Annotated in this window: 21 protein-coding genes; 17 read left to right on the top strand and 4 right to left on the bottom strand. The window is 70.3% G+C overall.

Going from position 1 to position 21,065, the window contains the following annotated elements:
- Positions 1-8: 8 nt before the first annotated feature.
- On the bottom strand, positions 9-602 hold the full coding sequence (locus tag QIY60_RS03765) for a TetR/AcrR family transcriptional regulator (RefSeq protein WP_283141131.1): 594 nt from the start codon (positions 600-602) through the stop codon (positions 9-11).
- A 172-nt stretch (positions 603-774) separates the two neighbouring features.
- Here QIY60_RS03765 and QIY60_RS03760 point away from each other — a divergent pair, with 172 nt between their 5' ends.
- Positions 775-1,191 carry a TIGR03618 family F420-dependent PPOX class oxidoreductase gene (locus QIY60_RS03760; RefSeq protein WP_283141130.1) on the top strand — a complete coding sequence of 139 codons (417 nt, stop codon included), beginning with the start codon at positions 775-777 and terminating at the stop codon, positions 1,189-1,191.
- A gap of 92 nt (positions 1,192-1,283) precedes the next feature.
- On the opposite strand, the gene QIY60_RS03755 is transcribed toward QIY60_RS03760, so the two are convergent.
- Complete coding sequence (locus QIY60_RS03755; protein WP_283141129.1) at positions 1,284-1,730, bottom strand: nuclear transport factor 2 family protein; 447 nt, start codon at positions 1,728-1,730, stop codon at positions 1,284-1,286.
- Positions 1,731-1,873: 143 nt separating this feature from the next.
- On the opposite strand from QIY60_RS03755, the gene QIY60_RS03750 reads away from it, so the two are divergent.
- From QIY60_RS03750 to QIY60_RS03675, 16 genes are all read left to right on the top strand, one after another.
- A complete protein-coding gene (locus tag QIY60_RS03750) occupies positions 1,874-3,346 on the top strand; it encodes an FAD-dependent monooxygenase (protein ID WP_283141128.1) in 1,473 nt (490 codons plus the stop codon).
- 49 nt (positions 3,347-3,395) lie between these two features.
- Positions 3,396-4,085 (top strand): antibiotic biosynthesis monooxygenase family protein, encoded by a 690-nt coding sequence (locus QIY60_RS03745; RefSeq protein WP_283141127.1) that lies wholly within the window; start codon positions 3,396-3,398, stop codon positions 4,083-4,085.
- Positions 4,086-4,496: 411 nt separating this feature from the next.
- On the top strand, positions 4,497-4,826 hold the full coding sequence (locus tag QIY60_RS03740; RefSeq protein ID WP_283141126.1) for a TcmI family type II polyketide cyclase: 330 nt from the start codon (positions 4,497-4,499) through the stop codon (positions 4,824-4,826).
- The gene (locus QIY60_RS03735; protein ID WP_283141125.1) at positions 4,823-6,097 is read left to right on the top strand and encodes a beta-ketoacyl-[acyl-carrier-protein] synthase family protein; all 1,275 of its coding nucleotides are present in this window, start codon (positions 4,823-4,825) and stop codon (positions 6,095-6,097) included. Before QIY60_RS03740 ends, QIY60_RS03735 begins: the two co-directional genes overlap by 4 nt.
- Positions 6,094-7,308 (top strand): ketosynthase chain-length factor, encoded by a 1,215-nt coding sequence (locus tag QIY60_RS03730; protein ID WP_283141124.1) that lies wholly within the window; start codon positions 6,094-6,096, stop codon positions 7,306-7,308. Before QIY60_RS03735 ends, QIY60_RS03730 begins: the two co-directional genes overlap by 4 nt.
- 133 nt (positions 7,309-7,441) lie before the next feature.
- Positions 7,442-7,708: an acyl carrier protein gene (locus QIY60_RS03725; protein WP_190091608.1), complete on the top strand. Its 267-nt coding sequence runs from the start codon at positions 7,442-7,444 to the stop codon at positions 7,706-7,708.
- A gap of 22 nt (positions 7,709-7,730) precedes the next feature.
- Positions 7,731-8,516, top strand: coding sequence for a 3-oxoacyl-ACP reductase FabG (gene fabG, locus QIY60_RS03720; RefSeq protein ID WP_283141123.1), 786 nt, complete (start codon positions 7,731-7,733; stop codon positions 8,514-8,516).
- Between the two features lie 29 nt (positions 8,517-8,545).
- Positions 8,546-9,481, top strand: coding sequence for an aromatase/cyclase (locus QIY60_RS03715; protein WP_283141122.1), 936 nt, complete (start codon positions 8,546-8,548; stop codon positions 9,479-9,481).
- A 7-nt stretch (positions 9,482-9,488) separates the two neighbouring features.
- Entirely contained in the window at positions 9,489-10,961 is a 1,473-nt protein-coding gene (locus QIY60_RS03710; RefSeq protein ID WP_283141121.1) for an FAD-dependent monooxygenase, read from the top strand.
- A 95-nt stretch (positions 10,962-11,056) separates the two neighbouring features.
- Positions 11,057-12,559, top strand: a complete 1,503-nt coding sequence (locus tag QIY60_RS03705) for an FAD-dependent monooxygenase (RefSeq protein WP_283141120.1) — start codon at positions 11,057-11,059, stop codon at positions 12,557-12,559.
- Between the two features lie 145 nt (positions 12,560-12,704).
- The gene (locus QIY60_RS03700) at positions 12,705-13,583 is read left to right on the top strand and encodes an alpha/beta fold hydrolase (RefSeq protein ID WP_283141119.1); all 879 of its coding nucleotides are present in this window, start codon (positions 12,705-12,707) and stop codon (positions 13,581-13,583) included.
- A 12-nt stretch (positions 13,584-13,595) separates the two neighbouring features.
- Positions 13,596-14,876, top strand: coding sequence for an MFS transporter (locus QIY60_RS03695; RefSeq protein ID WP_283141118.1), 1,281 nt, complete (start codon positions 13,596-13,598; stop codon positions 14,874-14,876).
- The gene (locus QIY60_RS03690; RefSeq protein ID WP_283141117.1) at positions 14,873-15,544 is read left to right on the top strand and encodes a 4'-phosphopantetheinyl transferase superfamily protein; all 672 of its coding nucleotides are present in this window, start codon (positions 14,873-14,875) and stop codon (positions 15,542-15,544) included. Before QIY60_RS03695 ends, QIY60_RS03690 begins: the two co-directional genes overlap by 4 nt.
- 59 nt (positions 15,545-15,603) lie before the next feature.
- Complete coding sequence (locus QIY60_RS03685; protein WP_283141116.1) at positions 15,604-17,184, top strand: acyl-CoA carboxylase subunit beta; 1,581 nt, start codon at positions 15,604-15,606, stop codon at positions 17,182-17,184.
- A 28-nt stretch (positions 17,185-17,212) separates the two neighbouring features.
- Positions 17,213-17,509: an acyl-CoA carboxylase epsilon subunit gene (locus QIY60_RS03680; RefSeq protein ID WP_283141115.1), complete on the top strand. Its 297-nt coding sequence runs from the start codon at positions 17,213-17,215 to the stop codon at positions 17,507-17,509.
- An 888-nt stretch (positions 17,510-18,397) separates the two neighbouring features.
- The gene (locus QIY60_RS03675) at positions 18,398-19,039 is read left to right on the top strand and encodes a winged helix-turn-helix domain-containing protein (protein WP_349253895.1); all 642 of its coding nucleotides are present in this window, start codon (positions 18,398-18,400) and stop codon (positions 19,037-19,039) included.
- Between the two features lie 305 nt (positions 19,040-19,344).
- Here the strand turns inward: QIY60_RS03675 and QIY60_RS03670 are convergent, their stop codons facing one another.
- Both QIY60_RS03670 and purB read right to left on the bottom strand, forming a co-directional pair.
- Positions 19,345-19,746: a GNAT family N-acetyltransferase gene (locus QIY60_RS03670; RefSeq protein WP_283141114.1), complete on the bottom strand. Its 402-nt coding sequence runs from the start codon at positions 19,744-19,746 to the stop codon at positions 19,345-19,347.
- Positions 19,730-21,016, bottom strand: coding sequence for an adenylosuccinate lyase (purB, locus tag QIY60_RS03665; protein WP_283141113.1), 1,287 nt, complete (start codon positions 21,014-21,016; stop codon positions 19,730-19,732). Before purB ends, QIY60_RS03670 begins: the two co-directional genes overlap by 17 nt.
- Positions 21,017-21,065: the final 49 nt, after the last annotated feature.

Below are 21,065 nucleotides of genomic sequence, written 5' to 3'. Positions count from 1 at the left end.
GACAGGCCCTACGGCGTGATGTGGTGCGAGCGCAGGCCGTCGAGCACGATGTCGATGTAGCGCCGCCAGTCGCCGCTGCGGCGGTGCACGATCGAGGTGAGGCCGCAGGTCAGGGCGAGGATGTCGGCGCCCGCGATGTCGCGCCGGATGGTGCCGGCCGCCTGGCCCTTGCCGACCAGGTCCACGAGCTCGGACTCCAGGTCGGCCCGCATGGTGCTGGGCGGGCCCTCGGAGCCGAGCGTGCCGCCGATGACGCTGGCGAAGCCCCGGTCGCGCGCCTCCACCTCGCCGACCCGGGTGAGCAGCATCTGGAGCGCCTCAAGCGGCTCGGCCGACTCGCGGCACACCGTGCGGTAGTACGTGAGGATCTCGCCGAACCGCTGCTGGGAGGCCGCCACGACCATGGCTTCCTTGGTGGGGAAGTGGCGGTAGAGCGTGCCCACGCCGACCTCGGCGTGCCGGGCCACCTCGTCCATGGAGACGTTGGCGCCGCGTTCCGCGAAGAGCTCGCGCGCCGCGTTCAGGACCCGGGCCCGGTTGCGCTCCGCGTCAGCCCGGAGCCGGCGGCCACCGCTCTCACTGACCGGCGTTGACGTTGGCATACGGAACCTCCCTCCGTTTGACTCTACTATGCCTTGACGTCACCTACTGAACCAGCCCCGAGTTCGCGCCAGTTGGGGTATGCGGTTCGCAGTTGCCCAGTCAGGTTCCAAAGGTCGGCCCCGGGTGTTGACAATGGCCTGGTAGCCGGAGTGAGACGGAAGGACGAACACGATGTCGTTGCCCCTGGGGCGTACGAGTGCGCCGGAGGTGTCGGCGTCGGTGGAGGCATTCCTGGCGGAGCCGCACATCGGCACGCTGACCACCATCCGGCCCGACGGGTCGCCGCACGTGGCGCCGGTGCGGTTCACCTGGGACGCGGAGGCGGGGCTCGCGCGGGTGATGACGGTGTCCTCGTCCCGCAAGGCCCGCAACCTGATCGCCACGGCGGGCGGCCGCGTCGCCATCTGCCAGGTGGCCGGGTTCAGTTGGGTCACCCTGGAGGGCGCGGCCCAGGTCGTCGACGAGCCCGCGCGGGTCACCGAGGGCGCGCGCCGCTACGCCCGGCGCTACCGCTCCGGCCCGCCCAACCCGCCCGGCCGCGTGGTGGTCGAGATCCAGGTCGACCGCGTGCTGAGCCTGAACGTATAGAAGAGGGCAGAGCGGCAACTGCCGAGCAGAGCGCGGCGGTACGGGGAGCTTCTCCTCCCCGTACCGCCGCGCTCGTCCATGTCGTGCGGGGCTCAGCCCTTGCGGGGCGGGGTGCCGGTCACCCAGATCATGCGCAGCGACAGCAGGCTCAGGCGCCAGCCGTCCGGGGTGCGGCGGGCCTTCGCGCTCACCAGGCTTCCGTTCGCGAATATCGGGTCGCGGTCGGCGTCCTCCGGATGGTCGGAGGGGTGGTGCACGTGCGTGGAGACGATGTTGGCGCGCAAAGAGGCCCGGTCGCCGTCGATTTCGACCACGGCGGGCGAGTTGATGTGCTGGGTGCGGGCGAACGCCGCCAGCGCCGTGCTGTGGTACTCGGCGAGGCCCGCGATCCCCTCGTGCCGGCTCATCGGGAACTCGACCACGGCGTCCTCGGTGAACAGCCCCCGGGCCCAGGCGTCATCGAGCTTGTCGTCGTCCAGATTGATCAGGTAACGGTCCAGGAGTCCCGCGACATCGGCGGTGGATTGGCTTGAGGTCATGGTTGAGGATGACTCCGGAACAGGCCTCTGACCAAGACTCCTTGTAGCAGAGTTGACGTACTTGTCAAAGGCCTGTACTAGCAGCTATTTACGCTCGCTTGCCCCCTCGGGATACTGGAGAAACGCCAGTCGGAAGAGGGTAGATGTCTAACTTTGACGCGGACGTAATTATCGCGGGAGCCGGCCCCACTGGACTCATGCTCGCGGGCGAACTGCGCCTGAACGGCGTGTCCGTGATTGTCGTCGACCGCCTTGCCGAGCCGATTCAGCAGTCGCGTGCTCTGGGATTCTCGGCGCGTACCATCGAGGAATTCGGCCAGCGCGGACTGCTGTCCCGATTCGGTGAAGTGGACGTCATTCCGGTCGGTCATTTCGGCGGAGTGTCCATCGATTACCGGTTGGTCGAGGGCGGTTCGTACGGGGCCCGGGGCATCCCCCAGTCGCGCACCGAGGGCGTGCTGGCCGGCTGGGCCGGGCAGCTGGGCGCCGAGGTCCGCCGCGGGGTCGAGGTCACCGGCCTTGAGGACGGCGCCGACGGGGTCACCGTGGAGGTCTCCACGCCCGAGGGCCCGGCCACGCTGCGCGGCCGCTACCTGGTGGGCGCGGACGGTGCCCGCAGTGTGGTGCGCAAGCTCGCCGGCATCGACTTCCCGGGCACCGACCCGGCCATCGAGCTCCGGTTCGCCGACATCAGCGGGGTGCCGCTGCGCCCGCGCTTCAGCGGCGAGCGGGTGCCCGGCGGCATGGTCATGGTGCTGCCGCTCGGCCCGGAGCGCTGCCGGATCGTCTACTTCGACCGGAGCGAGCCGCTCCGCAAGAGCCCGGACCCGATCACCTTCGACGAGGTGGCCGAGGCGTTCAAGCGCCTGTCCGGCGAGGACATCAGCGGCGCCACGGTGCACTGGGTCTCCACCACCACCGATGTGAGCCGCCAGGCCGCCGAGTACCGCAAGGGCCGGGTCTTCCTGGCCGGCGACGCCGCGCACATCCATCTGCCCATCGGCGCGCAGGGAATGAGCGCCGGCGTGCAGGACGCGGTGAACCTCGGCTGGAAGCTCGCCCTGGAGATCAAGGGCCAGGCCCCCGAGGGCCTGCTCGACACGTACCACTCCGAGCGCCACCCGGTCGGTGCCCGGGTCCTCACCAACACGCTCGCCCAGCGGATCCTCTACCTGGGCGGCGACGAGATCACCCCGCTGCTCGACGTCTTCACCGAGCTCACCGGGTTCGAGGACGTCCAGAGGACGCTGATCGGGATGGTCACCGGACTGGACATCCGGCACGACGTGGGCGAGGGCGACCATCCGCTCCTCGGCCGGCGTCTGAAGGACGAGGAACTGGTGGTCGACGGCAAGAAGACCACCAACTTCGAACTCCTCGCGGCCGGCAAGGCCGTCCTGTTCGACCTCACCGACGACTCCCACCTGCGCGAGCTCGCCGCAGGCTGGGCCGACCGTGTCACCACGGTCACCGCGAAGCAGCACGACTGCGACGACGGCCTGGACGCCTTCCTGGTGCGTCCCGACGGCTACGTCGCATGGGTCTCCCCCTCCGCTTCGCGCACGGAGGGGCTCGCCGAATCCCTCAACCGATGGTTCGGCCGGCCCAACAACTGAGCTGGGCCTGACTCCCTTTCCACCCGTACACCCGAAGGAAGCGAAGAACATGCCCAAGATTTCCTCCGATGACCAGAACCTGACCGTCCTCAACCTGTTCTCCACGGACGCCCCGGAGAAGCAGGAGGGCCTGCTCGGCGCGATGCGCGAGATCGTCGACTCGGCGGCCTACCCGGGCTGGATGTCCTCCACCGTGCACGCCGGTGTGGACAAGCCGGGCACGGCCAACTTCATCCAGTGGCGCAGCCGCGCGGACCTGGAGGACCGTTACGACGGCGAGGAGTTCAAGCACCGCACGCTCCCGCTCTTCGGCGAGCTGACCACCTCGATCCGCCTGCTGCAGAACGAGATCGGCTACTCGCAGTCCAAGTCGGGCGAGGGCGTCGAGATCTCCCCGGCCCGCACCGACTACACCGTGATCGCGGTCTTCGGCGTCGAGGAGAAGAACCAGGACGACCTGGTCGACGCGCTCGGCCCGTCGATGAAGTTCCTGAACGACGTTCCCGGCTACGTCTCGCACACGATCCTCAAGGGCATCGCCGCCCGCGGTCTCGAGGGCTCCTTCGTGGTCTCCTACTCGCAGTGGGAGAGCAAGGAGGCGTTCGACGCCTACCAGGCCGTGCCGCAGGGCGACAAGCCCGCCGCCCGCCAGGAGGCCGAGAAGCGCACCGGCTCGCTCCTGACGTCGGTGGACTCCAACACCTACCGCGTGGTCCACACCCGCGCGGCCGGCGAGTAACACCTGGCACCACGGCACCACGGAACGCCCGGCTCCTCTCCTGGAGCCGGGCGTTCCGGCTTTCCGGGCCCGGTCGCGCAAAGAAGACGCTCCGGTTCGCGACCTGACGGCACCTGACGCCGACGTGACAATTCCCGTGCGCTCACCTGCTCATTGCTGCCGGTTCTCTGACATGGCTGCGGTGTATTTGCGGAACCTGACCGAACCGGACGTAGACCTGAACCGGGGCGCCTTGAACGGCGAGCGGGATCAGAAGACCCTTGAATACATGATCCGGGGCGTGGTTCGCCACCGCTGATCCTCTCGCTCAACTCCCTTTCATGGCCCTCGTATTCGGGCGCGTCCGACGTCGTACGCGCCCGGAGCACGGCCAGTGCCGGATCAACCGCAACCGCTGAGGAGCGAAAACGTATGCACAGCACGCTGATCGTCGCCCGCATGGAACCCGGTTCGAGCACCGACGTCGCCAAGCTGTTCGCCGAGTTCGACGCGACGGACATGCCGCACCGGATGGGAACGCGGCGCCGCCAGCTGTTCTCGTACCGGGGCCTCTACTTCCACCTGCAGGACTTCGACGCGGACAACGGCGGTCAGCTGATCGAGGCCGCGAAGAACGACCCGCGGTTCATCGGGATCAGCAACGACCTCAAGCCGTTCATCCAGGCGTACGACCCGGCCACCTGGCGCTCGCCCGCCGACGCCATGGCCGCCCGCTTCTACAACTGGGAGGCGGGCGCGTGACAACGCCTCGCAGGGTCGTCATCACGGGGATGGAGGTGCTCGCCCCGGGTGGAATCGGCACCAAGAACTTCTGGAGCCTCCTCAGCGAGGGTCGTACGGCGACGCGCGGGATCACGTTCTTCGACCCCACGCCGTTCCGCTCCCGGGTGGCCGCCGAGATCGACTTCGATCCGTACGAGCACGGTCTGAGCCCGCAGGAGGTCCGGCGCATGGACCGCGCCGGGCAGTTCGCGGTCGTCGCCTCGCGCGGCGCGGTCGCCGACAGCGGCCTCGAGCTCGCCGGCCTCGACCCGTACCGCATCGGCGTCACCGTCGGCAGCGCGGTCGGCGCGACCATGGGCCTCGACGAGGAGTACCGGGTCGTCAGCGACGGCGGCCGGCTCGACCTGGTGGACCACGAGTACGCCGCCCCGCACCTCTACAACCACCTGGTGCCGAGCTCGTTCGCGGCCGAGGTGGCCTGGGCCGTCGGGGCCGAGGGCCCCAGCACCGTGGTGTCCACGGGCTGCACCTCCGGCATCGACTCGGTCGGCTACGCCGTCGAGCTGATCCGCGAGGGCTCCGCCGACGTCATGATCGCCGGGTCCTCGGACGCGCCGATCTCGCCGATCACCATGGCGTGCTTCGACGCGATCAAGGCCACGACGAACCGCTACGACGAGCCCGAGACGGCCTCGCGGCCGTTCGACAACTCGCGCAACGGCTTCGTGCTCGGCGAGGGCACCGCCTTCTTCGTCCTGGAGGAGCTGGAGAGCGCGCAGAAGCGCGGCGCCCACATCTACGCGGAGATCGCGGGCTACGCCACGCGCTCCAACGCGTACCACATGACCGGACTGCGCCCCGACGGCGCGGAGATGGCCGAGGCGATCCGGGTGGCGCTCGACGAGGCGCGGATGAACGGCGACGAGATCGACTACATCAACGCCCACGGCTCCGGCACCAAGCAGAACGACCGCCACGAGACGGCGGCCGTCAAGCGGATCCTCGGCGACCACGCGTACCGGACGCCGATGAGCTCCATCAAGTCGATGGTCGGGCACTCGCTCGGCGCGATCGGCTCGATCGAGATCGCCGCCTCGGCGCTCGCCATGGAGTACAACGTCGTGCCGCCCACGGCGAACCTGCACACGCCCGACCCGGAGTGCGATCTGGACTACGTCCCGCTGACCGCCCGCGACCGGAAGACCGACGCGGTCCTCTCGGTCGGCAGCGGCTTCGGCGGTTTCCAGAGCGCCGTGGTGCTCGCCCGTCCCGAGAGGAAGCTCGCATGACGTCGTCCGTGGTGGTCACCGGCCTGGGGGTGGCGTCCCCCAACGGGCTCGGCATCCAGGACTACTGGGCGGCGACCGTCGGTGGCAAGAGCGGCATCGGCCGCATCACCCGCTTCGACCCGTCGTCCTACCCGGCCAAGCTGGCCGGCGAGGTCCCGGGCTTCGTCGCGGAGGACCTGCTGCCGAGCCGGCTGCTCCCGCAGACCGACCGGGTGACCCGGCTCGCGCTGGTCGCGGCCGACTGGGCGCTCGCCGACGCGGGCATCACCCCGGCCGAACTCCCCGAGTTCGACATGGGCGTGGTGACCGCGAGCGCGGCCGGCGGCTTCGAGTTCGGCCAGGGCGAGCTCCAGGCCCTGTGGTCCAAGGGCAGCCAGTACGTCTCGGCGTACCAGTCGTTCGCCTGGTTCTACGCGGTCAACAGCGGCCAGATCTCCATCCGCAACGGGATGAAGGGCCCCAGCGGCGTGGTCGTCAGCGACCAGGCCGGCGGTCTCGACGCGGTGGCGCAGGCCCGGCGGCAGATCCGCAAGGGCACCTCGCTGATCGTCTCGGGCGCCATCGACGCCTCGGTCTGCCCGTGGGGCTGGGTGGCCCAGCTGGCCAGCGACCGGCTCTCCACCAGCGAGGAGCCGACCCGCGCCTATCTGCCCTTCGACCGCGAGGCCGCGGGGTACGTGCCCGGCGAGGGCGGCGCGATCCTGATCATGGAGGACGCCGAGGCGGCCCGCGCCCGCGGCGCCCGGATCTACGGCGAGGTCTCCGGCTACGGCTCGACCATCGACCCCAAGGCCGGCTCCGGCCGTCCGCCGGGGCTGCGCAAGGCCATCGAACTCGCCCTGGCCGGCGCGGGGGTCGCACCGGGTGACGTGGACGTGGTCTTCGCCGACGCGGCCGCCGACCCCGAGCTCGACCGGCAGGAGGCCGAGGCGCTCAACGCGGTCTTCGGCACCCGGGGGGTCGCGGTCACCGCGCCCAAGACGATGACCGGACGGCTCTACTCGGGCGCGGCCCCGCTGGACCTGGCCGCCGCCTTCCTCGCCATCAAGGACGGGATCATCCCGCCGACCGTGCACATCGACCCGGCCGCCGAGTACGACCTCGACCTGGTCCTGGGCGAGCCGCGCACCGCCGAGGTGCGCACCGCGCTGGTCCTGGCCCGCGGCTATGGCGGCTTCAACTCCGCCGTCGTCGTCCGCGCAGCCGCGTAAGCGCTCCGCCGCAAGTGGGGTCATTTGACTGCGGGCCGTCTGTGGCTGGTCGCGCAGTTCCCCGCGCCCCTCGGGGGGCGTGGTACCGCCACAGACAACTGGTAACGCCGTACACCTAGGAAAGGGAAGTCCCATGGCCACCACGTTCACCCTCGAAGACCTGAAGCGCATTCTGCTGGAGGCAGCGGGCGCCGACGAGGGCGTCGACCTGGACGGCGACATTCTGGACACCGAGTTCGAGGTCCTGGGATACGAGTCGCTCGCGCTGCTCGAGACGGGCGGCCGGATCGAGCGCGAGTACGGCATCTCGCTGGACGACGACGCGCTGACCGACGCCACCACGCCGCGCGCCCTCATCGACGTCGTCAACGCCCAGCTGTCCTCCGCGTCCGCCGCCTGAGCCACAGACAAGGAAGAACGACATGACCGAGAACACCGCACGGGTCGCACTGGTGACGGGTGCAACGAGCGGCATCGGGCTCTCCGTGGCCCGGCTGCTCGCCTCCCAGGGCCATAAGGTCTTCATCGGCGCGCGCAATGCCGAGAACGTCGCCGAGACCGTCAAGCAGTTGCAGGGCGAGGGTCTGGAGGCCGACGGCTCGGCCCTCGACGTGACCGACGCCGGCAGCGTCAAGGCCTTCGTCCAGGCGGCCGTCGACCGCTTCGGCACCGTCGACGTGCTGGTCAACAACGCCGGCCGGTCCGGTGGCGGGGTGACCGCCGACATCGGGGACGAGCTGTGGGACGCCGTCATCGACACCAACCTGAACAGCGTCTTTAGGGTCACCCGCGAGGTGCTGAACACCGGTGGCATGCGCCACAAGGACCGCGGCCGGATCATCAACATCGCCTCCACCGCGGGCAAGCAGGGCGTCGTGCTCGGCGCCCCGTACTCGGCCTCCAAGCACGGCGTGGTCGGCTTCACCAAGGCGCTGGGCAACGAGCTCGCGCCGACCGGCATCACGGTCAACGCCGTCTGCCCCGGTTACGTCGAGACGCCGATGGCGCAGCGCGTGCGGCAGGGCTACGCGGCCGCGTACTCCACCTCCGAGGACGCGATCCTGGAGAAGTTCCAGGCCAAGATCCCGCTCGGCCGCTACTCCACCCCGGACGAGGTCGCGGGTCTGGTCGGCTACCTGGCCTCCGACACCGCCGCCTCCATCACCGCGCAGGCCCTCAACGTCTGCGGCGGCCTCGGCAACTTCTGATCCGCCACGTACCCGAAGGAGGAGCGGATATGACGACCCGTGAGGTCGAGCACGAGATCACCATCGACGCCCCCGCCGCCGCGGTGTACCGGCTGCTGGCGGAGGTGGTCAACTGGCCGCGGATCTTCCCGCCCACGATCTACGTGGACCAGGTCGGCGAGCACGACAACCACGAGCGCATCCGGATCTGGGCCACCGCCAACGGCGAGGCCAAGAACTGGACCTCGCACCGCGAGCTGGACCCGGAGGGCCTGCGCATCACCTTCCGCCAGGAGGTCACCACGCCTCCGGTCGCGGCGATGGGCGGCACCTGGATCATCGAGACCCTGGCCGAGAACTCCTCGCGCGTGCGGCTGCTGCACGACTACCGGGCGATCGACGACGACCCCAAGGGCCTGGCCTGGATCGACGAGGCGGTCGACAAGAACAGCCGCTCGGAGCTGGCCGCGCTCAAGCAGAACGTCGAACTGGCCCACGCGACCGAGGAGGTGACGTTCTCGTTCACCGACACCGTCATCGTCCAGGGCTCGCCCAAGGACCTGTACGACTTCATCAACGAGGCGAACCTCTGGTCCGAGCGGCTGCCGCACGTGGCCGTCGTCCGGCTCACCGAGGACACCCCCGGGCTCCAGACCCTGGAGATGGACACCCGCGCCAAGGACGGCTCGGTGCACACCACCAAGTCGTTCCGGGTGACCTTCCCGCACCACAAGATCGCGTACAAGCAGGTCACGCTTCCGGCGCTGATGACCCTGCACACCGGGATCTGGACGTTCGAGGAGACGCCCGAGGGCACGGCCGCCTCCTCGCAGCACACCGTCACGCTCAACACGGACAACATCGCGAAGATCCTCGGCCCCGAGGCCACCGTCGCGGACGCCCGTGAGTACGTGCACACCGCGCTGTCCACCAACAGCCTGGCCACGCTCAACCACGCCAAGACGTACGCCGAGCAGAAGGGCTGACCCCCACATGACCCCGGACCGCCTGGACACACAGGTCATCGTCGTCGGCGCCGGCCCCGTCGGGCTTCTGCTCGCCGGTGAGCTGCGTCTTGGCGGCGCCGATGTGGTCGTACTGGAACAACGGGCCGCGCCCACCACGGAGTCGAGGGCGTCCACGCTGCACGCCCGCACCATGGAGCTCCTCGACAGCCGTGGCCTGCTCGACGTCTTCGGGACACCGCCGAACGAGCCGCGCGGCCACTTCGGCGGCATCCCGATGGACCTCACACTGCCCAGCCCCTACCCCGGGCAGTGGAAGATGCCCCAGACCCGGACCGAGGCCCTGCTCCAGGAGCGGGCGCTCTCGCTGGGCGTGGACATCCGGCGCGGCCACGAGCTGCGCGAGGTGTCCGACCGGGGCGACTTCGTCGAGGCGACGGCGGCCGGGCCCGAGGGCACGGTCGTGGTGCGCGGTGGCTTCCTCGTCGGGTGCGACGGCGAGGACTCCACCGTGCGCCGCCTCACCGGGGCCGAGTTCCCGGGCAACGACGCCGACCGCGAGCTGCTGCGCGCGGACGTCGCAGGTGTCACCATTCCCAACCGCCGCTTCGAGCGGCTGCCCGCCGGGCTCGCCATCGCGGCGACCCGCGACGGGGTCACCCGGGTGATGGTGCACGAGTTCGGCTCCAAGGCCGAACCGCGCACCGGCGACCCGGAGTTCAGTGAGATCGCGGCGGTCTGGAAGCGCGTCACCGGCGAGGACATCAGCGGCGGAACGCCGCTGTGGGCGAACTCGTTCGGCGACGCCAACCGCCAGCTCACGCGGTACCGCAGCGGCCGGATCCTGTTCGCCGGGGACGCGGCCCACCGCCAGATGCCGATCGGCGGCCAGGCCCTCAACCTCGGCCTCCAGGACGCCTTCAACCTGGGCTGGAAGCTGGCCCTGCACCTCGGCGAGACGGCCCCCGATGGCCTGCTCGACACGTACCACACCGAACGCCACGAGGTCGGCCGGCGAGTCCTGTCCAACATCAAGGCGCAGGCCATGCTGCTGCTCGGCGGCCTTGAGGTGGAGCCGCTGCGCTCGGTGCTCACCGAACTCCTCACCCACGACGACGTCCGGGCGCACCTCGCCGGGATGATCAGCGGTCTCGACATCCGCTACGACGTCGGCGGCCCCGAGCACCCGCTGCTCGGCGCCCGGCTGCCGGACGCGGGCCTGACCACCGGCGAAGGCCCGGTGAACACGGCCCAGTTGCTGCGCACCGCACGCGGTGTGCTCCTCGATCTGTCCGGCGGCGGTGCGGCGCTGCCGGACACCTCCGGCTGGGCGGACCGGGTCACGGCGCTGCCGGCCGCGCCGGAGAAGGACGGCGCCCTCGACGGCGTGGGCGCCGTCCTGGTGCGGCCCGACGGCCACGTGGCCTGGGCGGCCGCGCCGGACACCGACGGCACCGGGCTGCGGGAGGCCCTGGAGCGCTGGTTCGGCCCCTCCCACTGACCTCCCGCACGCACGAACCCCCCACCCCCGCGCACGACCGTACGACTCCTCAGCACGACAGGGCACCACAGGGCACGTCCAGGAAAGGGAACACTATGGAGGGGACAGCCGTGGACACCGATGTCATCATCGTCGGCGCGGGTCCGACCGGTCTCATGCTCGCCGCCGAGCTGCGGCTCGGCGGGGCGCGGGTCGTCGTCGTCGAGCGGCTGGCGAAGCCCACCGGCCAGTCCCGCGGCCTGGGCTTCACGGCCCGCGCCATGGAGATCTTCGACCAGCGCGGACTGCTGCCCCGCTTCGGGCAGGGCGAGACGCTGGAGATCAGCCCGATGGGCCACTTCGGCGGGGTGCAGTTCGACTACACCGTCCTGGAGGGCGGGCACTTCGGGGCGCGCGGCATCCCGCAGTACAAGACCGAGGCGGTCCTGGAGGAGTGGGCGGCCGAGCTGGGCGTCGACATCCGGCGCGGCTGGGAGTTCCTGGAGCTGACCGACGGCTTCCTGGACGGCGACGACGTCGAGATCACCGTCCAGACCCCCAACGCGGTACGCAAGCTGCGCGCCTCCTATCTGGTGGGCGCCGACGGCGGCCGCAGCGTGGTGCGCGAGGCCGCCGGGTTCGACTTCCCGGGCACCTCCGCGACCCGGGCGATGTTCCTCGCCGACGTCACCGGCTGCGAGCTGCGGCCGCGCTTCCTGGGGGAGCGGCTCGACAACGGCATGGTGATGGCGGCCCCGCTCGCCCCGGGCGTGGACCGGATCATCGTCTGCCCCGACAACGCGCCCGCCCGCGCCAGCGGCGAGTCGGTCTCCTTCGAGGAGGTCGCCGCCGCCTGGCAGTCGATCACCGGTGAGGACATCTCGCACGGCGGCGCCGAGTGGGTCAGCTTCTTCAGCGACGCCACCCGGCAGGCCTCCGAGTACCGGCGCGGCCGGGTCCTGCTGGTCGGCGACGCCGCCCACATCCACCTCCCGGCCGGCGGCCAGGGCCTGAGCACCGGCGTCCAGGACGCGGCCAACCTCGGCTGGAAGCTGGCCGCGGAGATCGCCGGGACCGCGCCGGAGGGTCTGCTCGACACGTACCACGGCGAGCGGCACCCCGTGGGTGCGCGGCTGCTGATGAACACCCGGGCCCAGGGCATGGTCTTCCTCGGCGGGCCCGAGGCCGATCCGCTGCGCCAGCTCTTCGGCGAGCTCATCCAGTACGACGACGTCAAGCGGCACCTCGCGGGGATCGTCAGTGGTCTGGACATCCGGTACGAGCTGGGTGGCGAGCACCCGTTGGTGGGGCGTCGTGTCGCGCACCGCACGCTGGTCCTGGCGGACGGCGAGACCAGCACCACGGCGCTGCTGCACTCGGCTCGTGGGGTGCTGCTCGATCTGGCCGACTCCCCGGCCGTACGGGCGGCCGCCGCCGCGTGGCAGGGGCGGGTCGATGTCGTCACCGCCTCGGCCAAGCCGGTGGACGGCGGTGCCGACCCGCTCGCGGGTGCGGGTGCCGTGCTCGTACGGCCCGATGGATATGTCGCCTGGGCCGGGGACGACGTTTCGGCCCTGGAGGCCGCCCTCGGGCAGTGGTTCGGTCCGGCGAGTTCGTGACGCCGCAGAGCTCGGTCCGGAGGGCTGTGAAGCGTCTGCGGGCCGTCTCTGGCTTGTCGCGCAGTTCCCCGCGCCCCTACCGGGGCGCGGGGCGTCGGCCAGGTAGCAGTCGGCCACTCAACAGCCAACGCAAACGGGGGCATTGATGGAAAGCACGCTCGCACCGGCGGTCGTTTCCCAGGGCGTTCGCAGGATCACCCTGGACGCGGGCGGTGTCACCCTGTCCGCGCTGCTGTGCGAGCCGGAAGGCACCCCCCGCGCCACCGTCGTCGCCGTCCACGGCGGCGGCATGAGCGCCGGGTACTTCGACGGTCAGGCCCATCCCGAGCTGTCCCTGCTGACGCTCGGGGCGCGGCTCGGGTACACGGTCCTGGCCGTCGACCGGCCCGGCTACGGGCAGTCCGCCGCCCAGCTGCCCGACGGCCTCACCGTCGCCGAGCAGACCGACGTCCTGCGCGCCGGGATCGACGACTTCACCGCCAAGTACCCGACGGGAGCGGGCATCCTGCTCGTCGCGCACTCCTTCGGCGGCAAGCTCGCCCTGTCGGCCGCCGCCCACTGCACCGGCGACGGCCTCCTCGGCCTCGACATCTCCGGCTGCGGCCACCGCTACGCCGTCACCCCGGGCGTGCTCCGCAAGGGCCTCAAGCACATCGCCCGGCACTGGGGCCCGCTGCGGCTGTACCCGCCGAACACCTTCCGCAGCAGCGGCTCCCTGGTGGCGCCGATGCCGGAGCGCGAGGCGAGCGAACTGCCGCGCTGGCCCGAGCTGTTCGCGGCCCTCGCGCCGCGCGTCCGCATCCCCGTCCGGCTCACCTTCGCCGAGCACGAGGGGTGGTGGCTGCACGGGGACAAGGACCTCGCCGACCTCGCCGCCCAGCTGACCGCCGCACCCCGCATCGTCGTCGACCGCCAGCCGGACGCGGGCCACAACATCAGCCTCGGCTGGGCGGCCCGCTCCTACCACCTGCGCACGCTCGCCTTCCTGGAGGACTGCATCACCAGGGCGGGGCGCGATGCCTGACCATCCGAGCCTATGACCAGCACCTTCGCCCATCCCTTCCGCTCCCTGGCGGTCCGCAACTTCCGGCTGTTCGCGGCCGGGCAGGTCGTCTCCGTCGCGGGCACCTGGATGATGGTCGTGGCCCAGGACTGGATCGTCCTGGGCCTGGCCGACAACTCCGGCACCGCCCTCGGCGTCGTCACCGCGCTCCAGTTCACGCCGCTGCTGCTGCTCACCCTGTACGGCGGGCGCCTCGCCGACCGCTACGACAAGCGGCTGCTGCTCACCTGCGCCAATCTGGCGTCCGGCGTGCTGGCCCTGGTCCTGGCGCTGCTGGCGTTCGCGGACGCCGTCCAGCTGTGGCACATCTGGCTCTGCGCGTTCGGCCTCGGGGTCGTCAACGCCGTCGAGGTGCCGACCCGGATGTCGTTCGTCAGCGAGCTGGTCGGGCCCGAACTGCTGCCGAACGCCTCGGCGTTGAGCGCCGCGTACTTCAACACCGCCCGGGTGGTCGGCCCCGCCCTCGCCGGGCTGCTCATCACCGGCTTCGGCACCGGCTGGGTGATGCTGTTCAACTCCGTCAGCTATCTGGCGACCGTGATCGGGCTGCGGATGATGCGGCCCGGTGAACTCCTGCTCGGCGCGCGGCAGGACACCCGGCCCCGGGTGGTCGACGGGCTCAAGTACGTGGCCAGCCGGCCGGACCTGAAGCTGCCGCTCGCCCTCGTCGGGGTGATCTCGCTCTTCGGGCTCAACTTCCAGCTCACGCTGCCGCTGTACGCCAAGACCGTCTTCCACGCCGACGCGGCCTCGTTCGGGCTGCTCACCACCGGTTTCGCCGCGGGCTCGCTGATCGCCGCGTTCGCCACCACCGCGCGCCGCAGCCGCCCCTCCAGCCGGCTGGTGGTGGGCGCGGCCCTGGTCTTCGCGGCGCTGGAGACGGTGGCGGGCTGGGCGCCGGACTTCGCGTCCGCGATCGTGCTGCTCTCGCTCACCGGCGGCGCCACCATCTTCTTCGTCCAGGCCGTCAACCACCGCGTCCAGCTCGGCAGCGACCCGCGGTACCGGGGCCGGGTGATGGCGCTGTACACCCTGATCCTCCAGGGCTCGACCCCGCTGGGCTCGCTGCTCATCGGCTGGCTCGCCGAGCACCTGGGCGCCCGCTCGGGCTTCTACGTGGGCGGGCTGGTCTCGCTGGCGGCGGCGCTCACCGCGCTGGCGTACGACCGGCGCGGCGGGCGCGTGGAGCCCGTCGAGGCGCCCGAAGGCGACCCCGAGCAGGGCGGCCCCGTCCACGAGGCGGTGCGCCGGTGAACGCGACCCGTACGCCGCTGCGGGCGGCCCCCGCGGCGGGACGGCTGCACCTGCTGGTGTTCCGGCCGCCCGCCCAGGAGGTGGCGCCGGTGTGCCCGCTGATGCGGGCCCTTGACGAGATGGAGGCGGCGCGTGCGGCCTCCTACGTCTCCGCGCGCGACCGGACCCAGTACGTGGCCGCGCACGCCACCCTGCGCGGCCTGCTCGCCGCGTACACCGGACTCGAACCCGGCCGGATCGTCCTCGGCCGCGGCGCGGAGCCGTACGGGAAGCCGCAGTTGATCGATCCGCCCGTGCCGCTCCACTTCAACCTCTCGCACAGCCACGGCCTGATCGCCATCGGGGTCGCGGCGGACCCGGTGGGCGTCGACGTCCAGCGCGTCCCGTCTCCCGAGGCCGTCGAGATGGTGCTGCCCCGGCTGCACCCGCAGGAGCGCGAGGAGCTGCGCGCGCTGCCCGCCGCCGAGCGGGCGGTGGCGTTCGCCCGGCTGTGGACCCGCAAGGAGGCCTATCTCAAGGGCCTGGGCACCGGACTCACCCGCTCACCCGCGGCGGACTACCTGGGCGACCGCAACGCCCAGGGCCGCCCGCACGGCTGGACGGTGCGCAACGTGCCCGTACAGCCGGGCTACGCCGCCGCGGCCGCGCTCCGCAACCACCCGACGTGACCGTGAAGGCAGTCGAGACCGCACCAAGGATCCGCAACCTACAGGGGGAACAGAACACCATGCCGACCACGCCGACCACACAGTCCTCCGCCGAGGTCTCCGACCGGCTGGACGAACTCAGCGAACGCAAGGAACAGGCCGTCCGCGGTCCGAGCGACAAGGCGACCGAGGCGCAGCACGCCAAGGGCAAGCTGACCGCGCGCGAGCGGATCGAACTCCTCCTGGACAAGGGCAGCTTCACCGAGGTCGAGCAGCTGCGCAGGCACCGCGCGACCGGGTTCGGCCTGGAGGCCAAGAAGCCGTACACGGACGGTGTCATCACCGGCTGGGGCACGGTCGAGGGCCGTACGGTCTTCGTCTACGCCCATGACTTCCGCATCTTCGGCGGCGCCCTGGGCGAGGCCCACGCCTCCAAGATCCACAAGTTGATGGACATGGCCATCGCGGCCGGTGCGCCGCTGGTGTCCCTGAACGACGGCGCGGGCGCCCGGATCCAGGAGGGCGTCAGCGCCCTCGCGGGCTACGGCGGCATCTTCCAGCGCAACACCAAGGCCAGCGGGGTGATCCCGCAGATCAGCGTGATGCTGGGGCCGTGCGCGGGCGGCGCCGCGTACTCGCCCGCGCTGACCGACTTCGTCTTCATGGTCCGCGAGACCTCGCAGATGTTCATCACCGGCCCGGACGTGGTCCAGGCGGTGACCGGCGAGGAGATCTCGCAGAACGGGCTCGGCGGCGCGGACGTGCACGCCGGGGTCTCGGGCGTGGCGCACTTCGCGTACGACGACGAGGAGACCTGCCTCGCCGAGGTCCGCTATCTGCTGTCGATGCTGCCGTCCAACAACCGGGAGATGCCGCCGCTGGCGCAGACCTCGGACCCGGTGGACCGCGAGGGCGCGGCGCTGCTCGACCTGGTGCCGGCCGACGGCAACCGCTCGTACGACGTGCGCGGGGTCATCGAGGAACTCGTCGACGACGGCGAGTACATGGAGATCCACGCCGCCTGGGCGCCCAACCTGGTGGTGGCGCTTGCCCGGCTCGACGGCCACGTCGTCGGGATCGTCGCCAACCAGCCCTCCGCCATGGCGGGCGTCCTGGACATCAAGGCGAGCGAGAAGGGCGCGCGGTTCGTCCAGTTCTGCGACTCCTTCAGCATCCCGCTGATCACCCTCGTCGACGTCCCCGGGTTCCTGCCGGGCGTCGACCAGGAGCACGACGGCATCATCCGGCGCGGCGCGAAGCTGCTCTACGCGTACTGCAACGCCACCGTCCCTCGTATCTCGGTGGTGCTGCGCAAGGCGTACGGCGGTGCGTACATCGTGATGGACTCGCGCTCGATCGGTGCCGACCTGTCGTTCGCCTGGCCCACCAACGAGATCGCGGTGATGGGCGCCGAGGGCGCGGCGAACGTGGTGTTCCGCCGGGAGATCGCCGCCGCCGAGGACACCGACGCGATGCGCAAGCAGAAGATCGACGAGTACAAGGCCGAGCTGGTGCACCCGTACTTCGCGGCGGAGCGGGGTCTTGTCGACGACGTCATCGACCCGCGCGAGACCCGCTCGGTCCTGTGCCGCTCGGTCGCGATGCTCATCGCCAAGGACGCCGAACTGCCCCGCCGCAAGCACGGCAACCCGCCCCAGTAGGCCCGACTCCCGTAGAGAGGTGACCGACATGAGCGAGATGACCCAGATCACCGAGCCCGCCAACGAGCCTGCCGCGCCTGCCGAGATGACCCTGGAGCACTGCCGTGAGCTACTGAGAGTTGAGCGCGGTAATCCGGATCCGGAGGAACTGGCGGCGCTGGCCGCGCTGTTCTTCGCACACTTCTCGGCCATGGAGGCCCGGGCGGAGGCGGCCCGGGTCATGATCCCCCGGCAGCGCCGCTCCGCGAGCTGGCGCCGCACGGACCGGGCGACGGGCTTCGACGGCCCGCGCACCTGGCGGGCGGGCGGTCCGGTGCTCGCCTGACAAATCCTGACGGTCCGTCAATTCATGGGCCGTCCAGCGGTTTTCCCTCGCGGAGAGCGGTGCGCGGCGCCCCGGGCGGGCCGTCCGAACAGGGCGGCCCCGCCCGGGGCTTGCCGCTGTTCAGGGCCCCCGGACTTTACTTGACACAGACTCTCCCGGACGACCATTCTGTGCGGTGAATGGGGGTCTTCGTCATGCAGGTGTTGCCGTACTGCAAGCTACAGCCCGATCACAGGGAGCGCCGGTGGGCGCGTGCCGCGCCCGACTGAGTGCAGTACCGGCCAATTCAAGCCATAGGCCACCGTGACGTCACTTGGACGCCTGTTATTTAACTCGCCGTCAGCAGACTCGCCTGAATTCCGTAAACCTCCAGGCCGATGTGGCGAACGTCATGTCATGGCATCGTCAACACTGGAGGTGCGCCAAGATGGCCGGATTATGTGAGTCGTGCGAGTTACCCTTGGTTGAATCACCCCTGGTCGAATCAACTGATGCTCCAGTGTTCCGCTTCCGCATGGCGGGGGACTGGTTGACGGAGGCTGCCAGTCGTGATCACGTAGGGAAACGAAGTGACGCTCTGTCCGATCTCGCTCAATAACCGACACAGTTTATTTGTTATTTGCTCGAACCTCTTTGAATTCCGTAGCAGCGGTCTGTAGGTTCGTCGGTGTTCGTCGGTTGAGACCCGGATCGGATCTCATATTGGACTCACTCAGATGGGGGAGGGACATGACTCGCGGGGGAGGCATGACTCAGAGTTCGTCAGAGGCAGTGCTGGAGCCTCATATACCTGTCCAGCGTGGTCCGGGTGGACCACACCTGATCGAAGAGGGCGTGTCGGAAGCGGTACGCAGGGTGGCCGGGCTCTCCAGGGGCCGGCGGATCCTCGTGGTCGACAGCGACGTCGACGGCGCGGAGTCCCTGGTGTGCCGACTGCGCAGGCACGGCCACGAAGCCATCGGCGTAAAAAGCGGCAGCACCGCGCTGCAGGCGTACGAGGACGTCGATCTCGTCCTGCTCGACCTGGAACTTCCGGACCTGGACGGCCTGGAGGTCTGCCGGGCCATCCGCTCGGTCAGCGGCATCCCGGTGATCATCGTGACGGCCCGCGGCTCCGAGCTCGACTGCGTCCTCGGCCTCCAGGCCGGCGCGGACGACTATGTGGTCAAGCCGTACGGCTTCCGGGAATTAATGGCACGGATCGAAGCCGTCATGCGGCGAGCGAGGTTCCAGCCGCCTGTCGCCAGAGAGATCTTGCACGGGCGGTTGCGCATTGACGTGAGCTCCCGCGAGGTGAGCCTGGACGGCCGCGAGGTGGGGCTGACCCGCAAGGAATTCGATCTGCTCTGCCTGCTCGCCTCCCATCCGGACACGGTCATTCCGCGTAAACGCCTGCTTCAGCAGGTCTGGGGCGACTCCTGGTCGCGCCGCACTGTCGACACCCATGTCAGCAGTCTTCGCGGCAAGCTGGGCGACAGCGGATGGATCATTACCGTGCGCGGGGTCGGTTTCAAGCTGGGCAACGGGTGAAATTCCGCCTTTCCGTCCGCCGGGAACAAGAGAAAAACAAGTTGAACAACCGTCATATATCCGAAGAATTCTTTGGTGCGGCAGCCTGGTAATGGCTGCCAAGGGTAAGACGGGTTTTAGGCCGGGGCCTCCGGGGTAATGACATTACCCCGGAGGCCCCGCTGCTTTACCAGTGTTTTCCCGGAACATCAATTGCGTGCAACACCCGTATTGCGCACCCGGTACGCCCCCGTACACACGCGAAGGCCCCCGCGACCGGCCGAGCCGGACCGCGGGGGCCTTCGGGCGCAACTTCCGCCGGTTTCCTACGGGTTGAGGACCCAGGCGGAGTTGTGCTGGGTGAAGCCGATGTGCGGGTAGTAGTCCACCGCGGCCGGCGCCGACAGCAGGATGACCTTGGCCTGCGGGGCCTCCTTCTGCGTGGCGTCGATCAACGCGCGCCCGATGCCGGAGCGTTGGTAGTCGCCGCTGACCGCGATGTCCGAGAGGTACGTCGCGTAGCTGAAGTCGGAGATGCTGCGGGCGATGCCGATGAGCCTGCCCTCCGCGCGGGCCACGACCACGAGATTGGCGTTCCGCACCATGGCGGCGAACCGCGTCACGTCCTCGATCGGCCGGCGCTCACCGAGCCCGGAGGAGCGGTAGACCTCCAGGACCTCGTCGAGGTCCAGGTCCGCACCCTCCACACGCTCAATCTTCCAGGTCACGAAGTTGCTCCAATCGATCGAGAATCACGCCGTGGTTGACGAGGAAACGCTCCGGGCGCAGCTGGCCGATGTCCATGCCCTCCTGGCGCAGCGTGTCCCCGAAGTGCTCGCCGGTGGCGATCGTACGGTTCGCGGCTGCCTGGACCGCCCGGTAGGCCTTCTCCCGCTCCACCCCGTCCGCCAGCAGGTCGGCGAGGACGGCGGAGCTGAACACCAGACCGTCGGTGCGGTCGATGCCCGCCCGCATCCGGTCCGGGAACACCTTGAGGTCACGCACCAGTCGGGTCGCCATGGTGGCCTGGAAGTGGCCCACCGCCAGCGCGTCCGGCAGGATCACCCGCTCCACCGACTGGTGGGCCAGATCGCGCTCGTGCCACAGCGCCACGTTCTCCAGGGCGGTGGCCGCGTAACCGCGCAGCAGCCGCGCCAGACCGTTCAGGCGCTCGCTGGTGGTCGGGTTCCGCTTGTGCGGCATGGCGCTGGAGCCCTGGTACGCGGAGGTGCGCTGCTCCTCCACCTCGCGGACCTCGGTGCGCTGCAACAGCCGCAGCTCAAGCGCGACTTGCTCGATGCTCGCGCCGAGCAGGGCGACGGCCTGGAGCAGCTGGGCGTGCCGGTCGCGGGCGACCACCTGGCTCGGCGCGGGCTCGACACCGAGCCCGAGCTCCTCGCAGACGTACGCCTCCACCGACGGGTCGATCAGCGCGTACGTGCCGACCGAGCCGGAGATGGTGCCCACCGCCACGGCCTTGCGGGCCGCCTTGAGGCGGGTGAGCGAGCGGTCCACGGAGAACGCGAACTGCGCCAGCTTGTGGCCGAACGACGTCGGCTCGGCGTGCACCCCGTGGGTGCGGCCGACGATCACCGTCTCCCAGTGCTCGAGCGCCCGCTCGACCAGGACCTTGCGCAGCTCCACCCCGGCCGCGAGCACCAGGTCGGTGGCGCGGGCCAGGTTGTAGCCGAGCGAGGTGTCGACCAGGTCGTAACTGGTCATGCCGAGGTGGACCCAGCGGGCCGACTCGTCGGGGATGCCCTCGCAGTAGGCGGCGAGGAACGAGAGCACTTCGTGGTCCCGCTCCCGCTCGATCTCCTGCACCCGCTCGGGGGTCGGGACACTGGCCCGCCGCATGTCCTCGACGGCGTCCTCGGGCACCCGGCCCAGGCGCACCTGGGCCTCGGAGGCGAGGATCTCCACCCGGACCCAGGTCGCGTAGCGCGCCTCGTCCGAGAAGATGTCCGCCATCGCGGGCAGGGTATAGCGGGGAATCATATGGGCCAGCACCCCCAGGGTGAGCTTGTCGACAGGTGGTCGGGACGGG

Source organism: Streptomyces sp. BPTC-684, assembly GCF_030028635.1.
Taxonomy (GTDB): domain Bacteria; phylum Actinomycetota; class Actinomycetes; order Streptomycetales; family Streptomycetaceae; genus Streptomyces; species Streptomyces noboritoensis.
This window is presented reverse-complemented; position numbering and strand designations above follow the sequence as displayed.

What these genes read in the sequence shown, in the direction of transcription:
- QIY60_RS03755 (WP_283141129.1), bottom strand. Translation starts at nt 1,730, where the DNA reads ATGACCTCAAGCCAATCCACCGCCGATGTCGCGGGACTCCTGGACCGT.
- QIY60_RS03695 (WP_283141118.1), top strand. Translation starts at nt 13,596, where the DNA reads ATGACCAGCACCTTCGCCCATCCCTTCCGCTCCCTGGCGGTCCGCAAC.
- QIY60_RS03715 (WP_283141122.1), top strand. Translation starts at nt 8,546, where the DNA reads ATGACGACCCGTGAGGTCGAGCACGAGATCACCATCGACGCCCCCGCC.
- QIY60_RS03705 (WP_283141120.1), top strand. Translation starts at nt 11,057, where the DNA reads ATGGAGGGGACAGCCGTGGACACCGATGTCATCATCGTCGGCGCGGGT.
- QIY60_RS03740 (WP_283141126.1), top strand. Translation starts at nt 4,497, where the DNA reads ATGCACAGCACGCTGATCGTCGCCCGCATGGAACCCGGTTCGAGCACC.
- QIY60_RS03745 (WP_283141127.1), top strand. Translation starts at nt 3,396, where the DNA reads ATGCCCAAGATTTCCTCCGATGACCAGAACCTGACCGTCCTCAACCTG.
- fabG (WP_283141123.1), top strand. Translation starts at nt 7,731, where the DNA reads ATGACCGAGAACACCGCACGGGTCGCACTGGTGACGGGTGCAACGAGC.
- QIY60_RS03685 (WP_283141116.1), top strand. Translation starts at nt 15,604, where the DNA reads ATGCCGACCACGCCGACCACACAGTCCTCCGCCGAGGTCTCCGACCGG.
- QIY60_RS03710 (WP_283141121.1), top strand. Translation starts at nt 9,489, where the DNA reads ATGACCCCGGACCGCCTGGACACACAGGTCATCGTCGTCGGCGCCGGC.
- QIY60_RS03700 (WP_283141119.1), top strand. Translation starts at nt 12,705, where the DNA reads ATGGAAAGCACGCTCGCACCGGCGGTCGTTTCCCAGGGCGTTCGCAGG.
- QIY60_RS03750 (WP_283141128.1), top strand. Translation starts at nt 1,874, where the DNA reads ATGTCTAACTTTGACGCGGACGTAATTATCGCGGGAGCCGGCCCCACT.
- purB (WP_283141113.1), bottom strand. Translation starts at nt 21,016, where the DNA reads ATGATTCCCCGCTATACCCTGCCCGCGATGGCGGACATCTTCTCGGAC.
- QIY60_RS03760 (WP_283141130.1), top strand. Translation starts at nt 775, where the DNA reads ATGTCGTTGCCCCTGGGGCGTACGAGTGCGCCGGAGGTGTCGGCGTCG.
- QIY60_RS03730 (WP_283141124.1), top strand. Translation starts at nt 6,094, where the DNA reads ATGACGTCGTCCGTGGTGGTCACCGGCCTGGGGGTGGCGTCCCCCAAC.
- QIY60_RS03680 (WP_283141115.1), top strand. Translation starts at nt 17,213, where the DNA reads ATGAGCGAGATGACCCAGATCACCGAGCCCGCCAACGAGCCTGCCGCG.
- QIY60_RS03725 (WP_190091608.1), top strand. Translation starts at nt 7,442, where the DNA reads ATGGCCACCACGTTCACCCTCGAAGACCTGAAGCGCATTCTGCTGGAG.
- QIY60_RS03765 (WP_283141131.1), bottom strand. Translation starts at nt 602, where the DNA reads ATGCCAACGTCAACGCCGGTCAGTGAGAGCGGTGGCCGCCGGCTCCGG.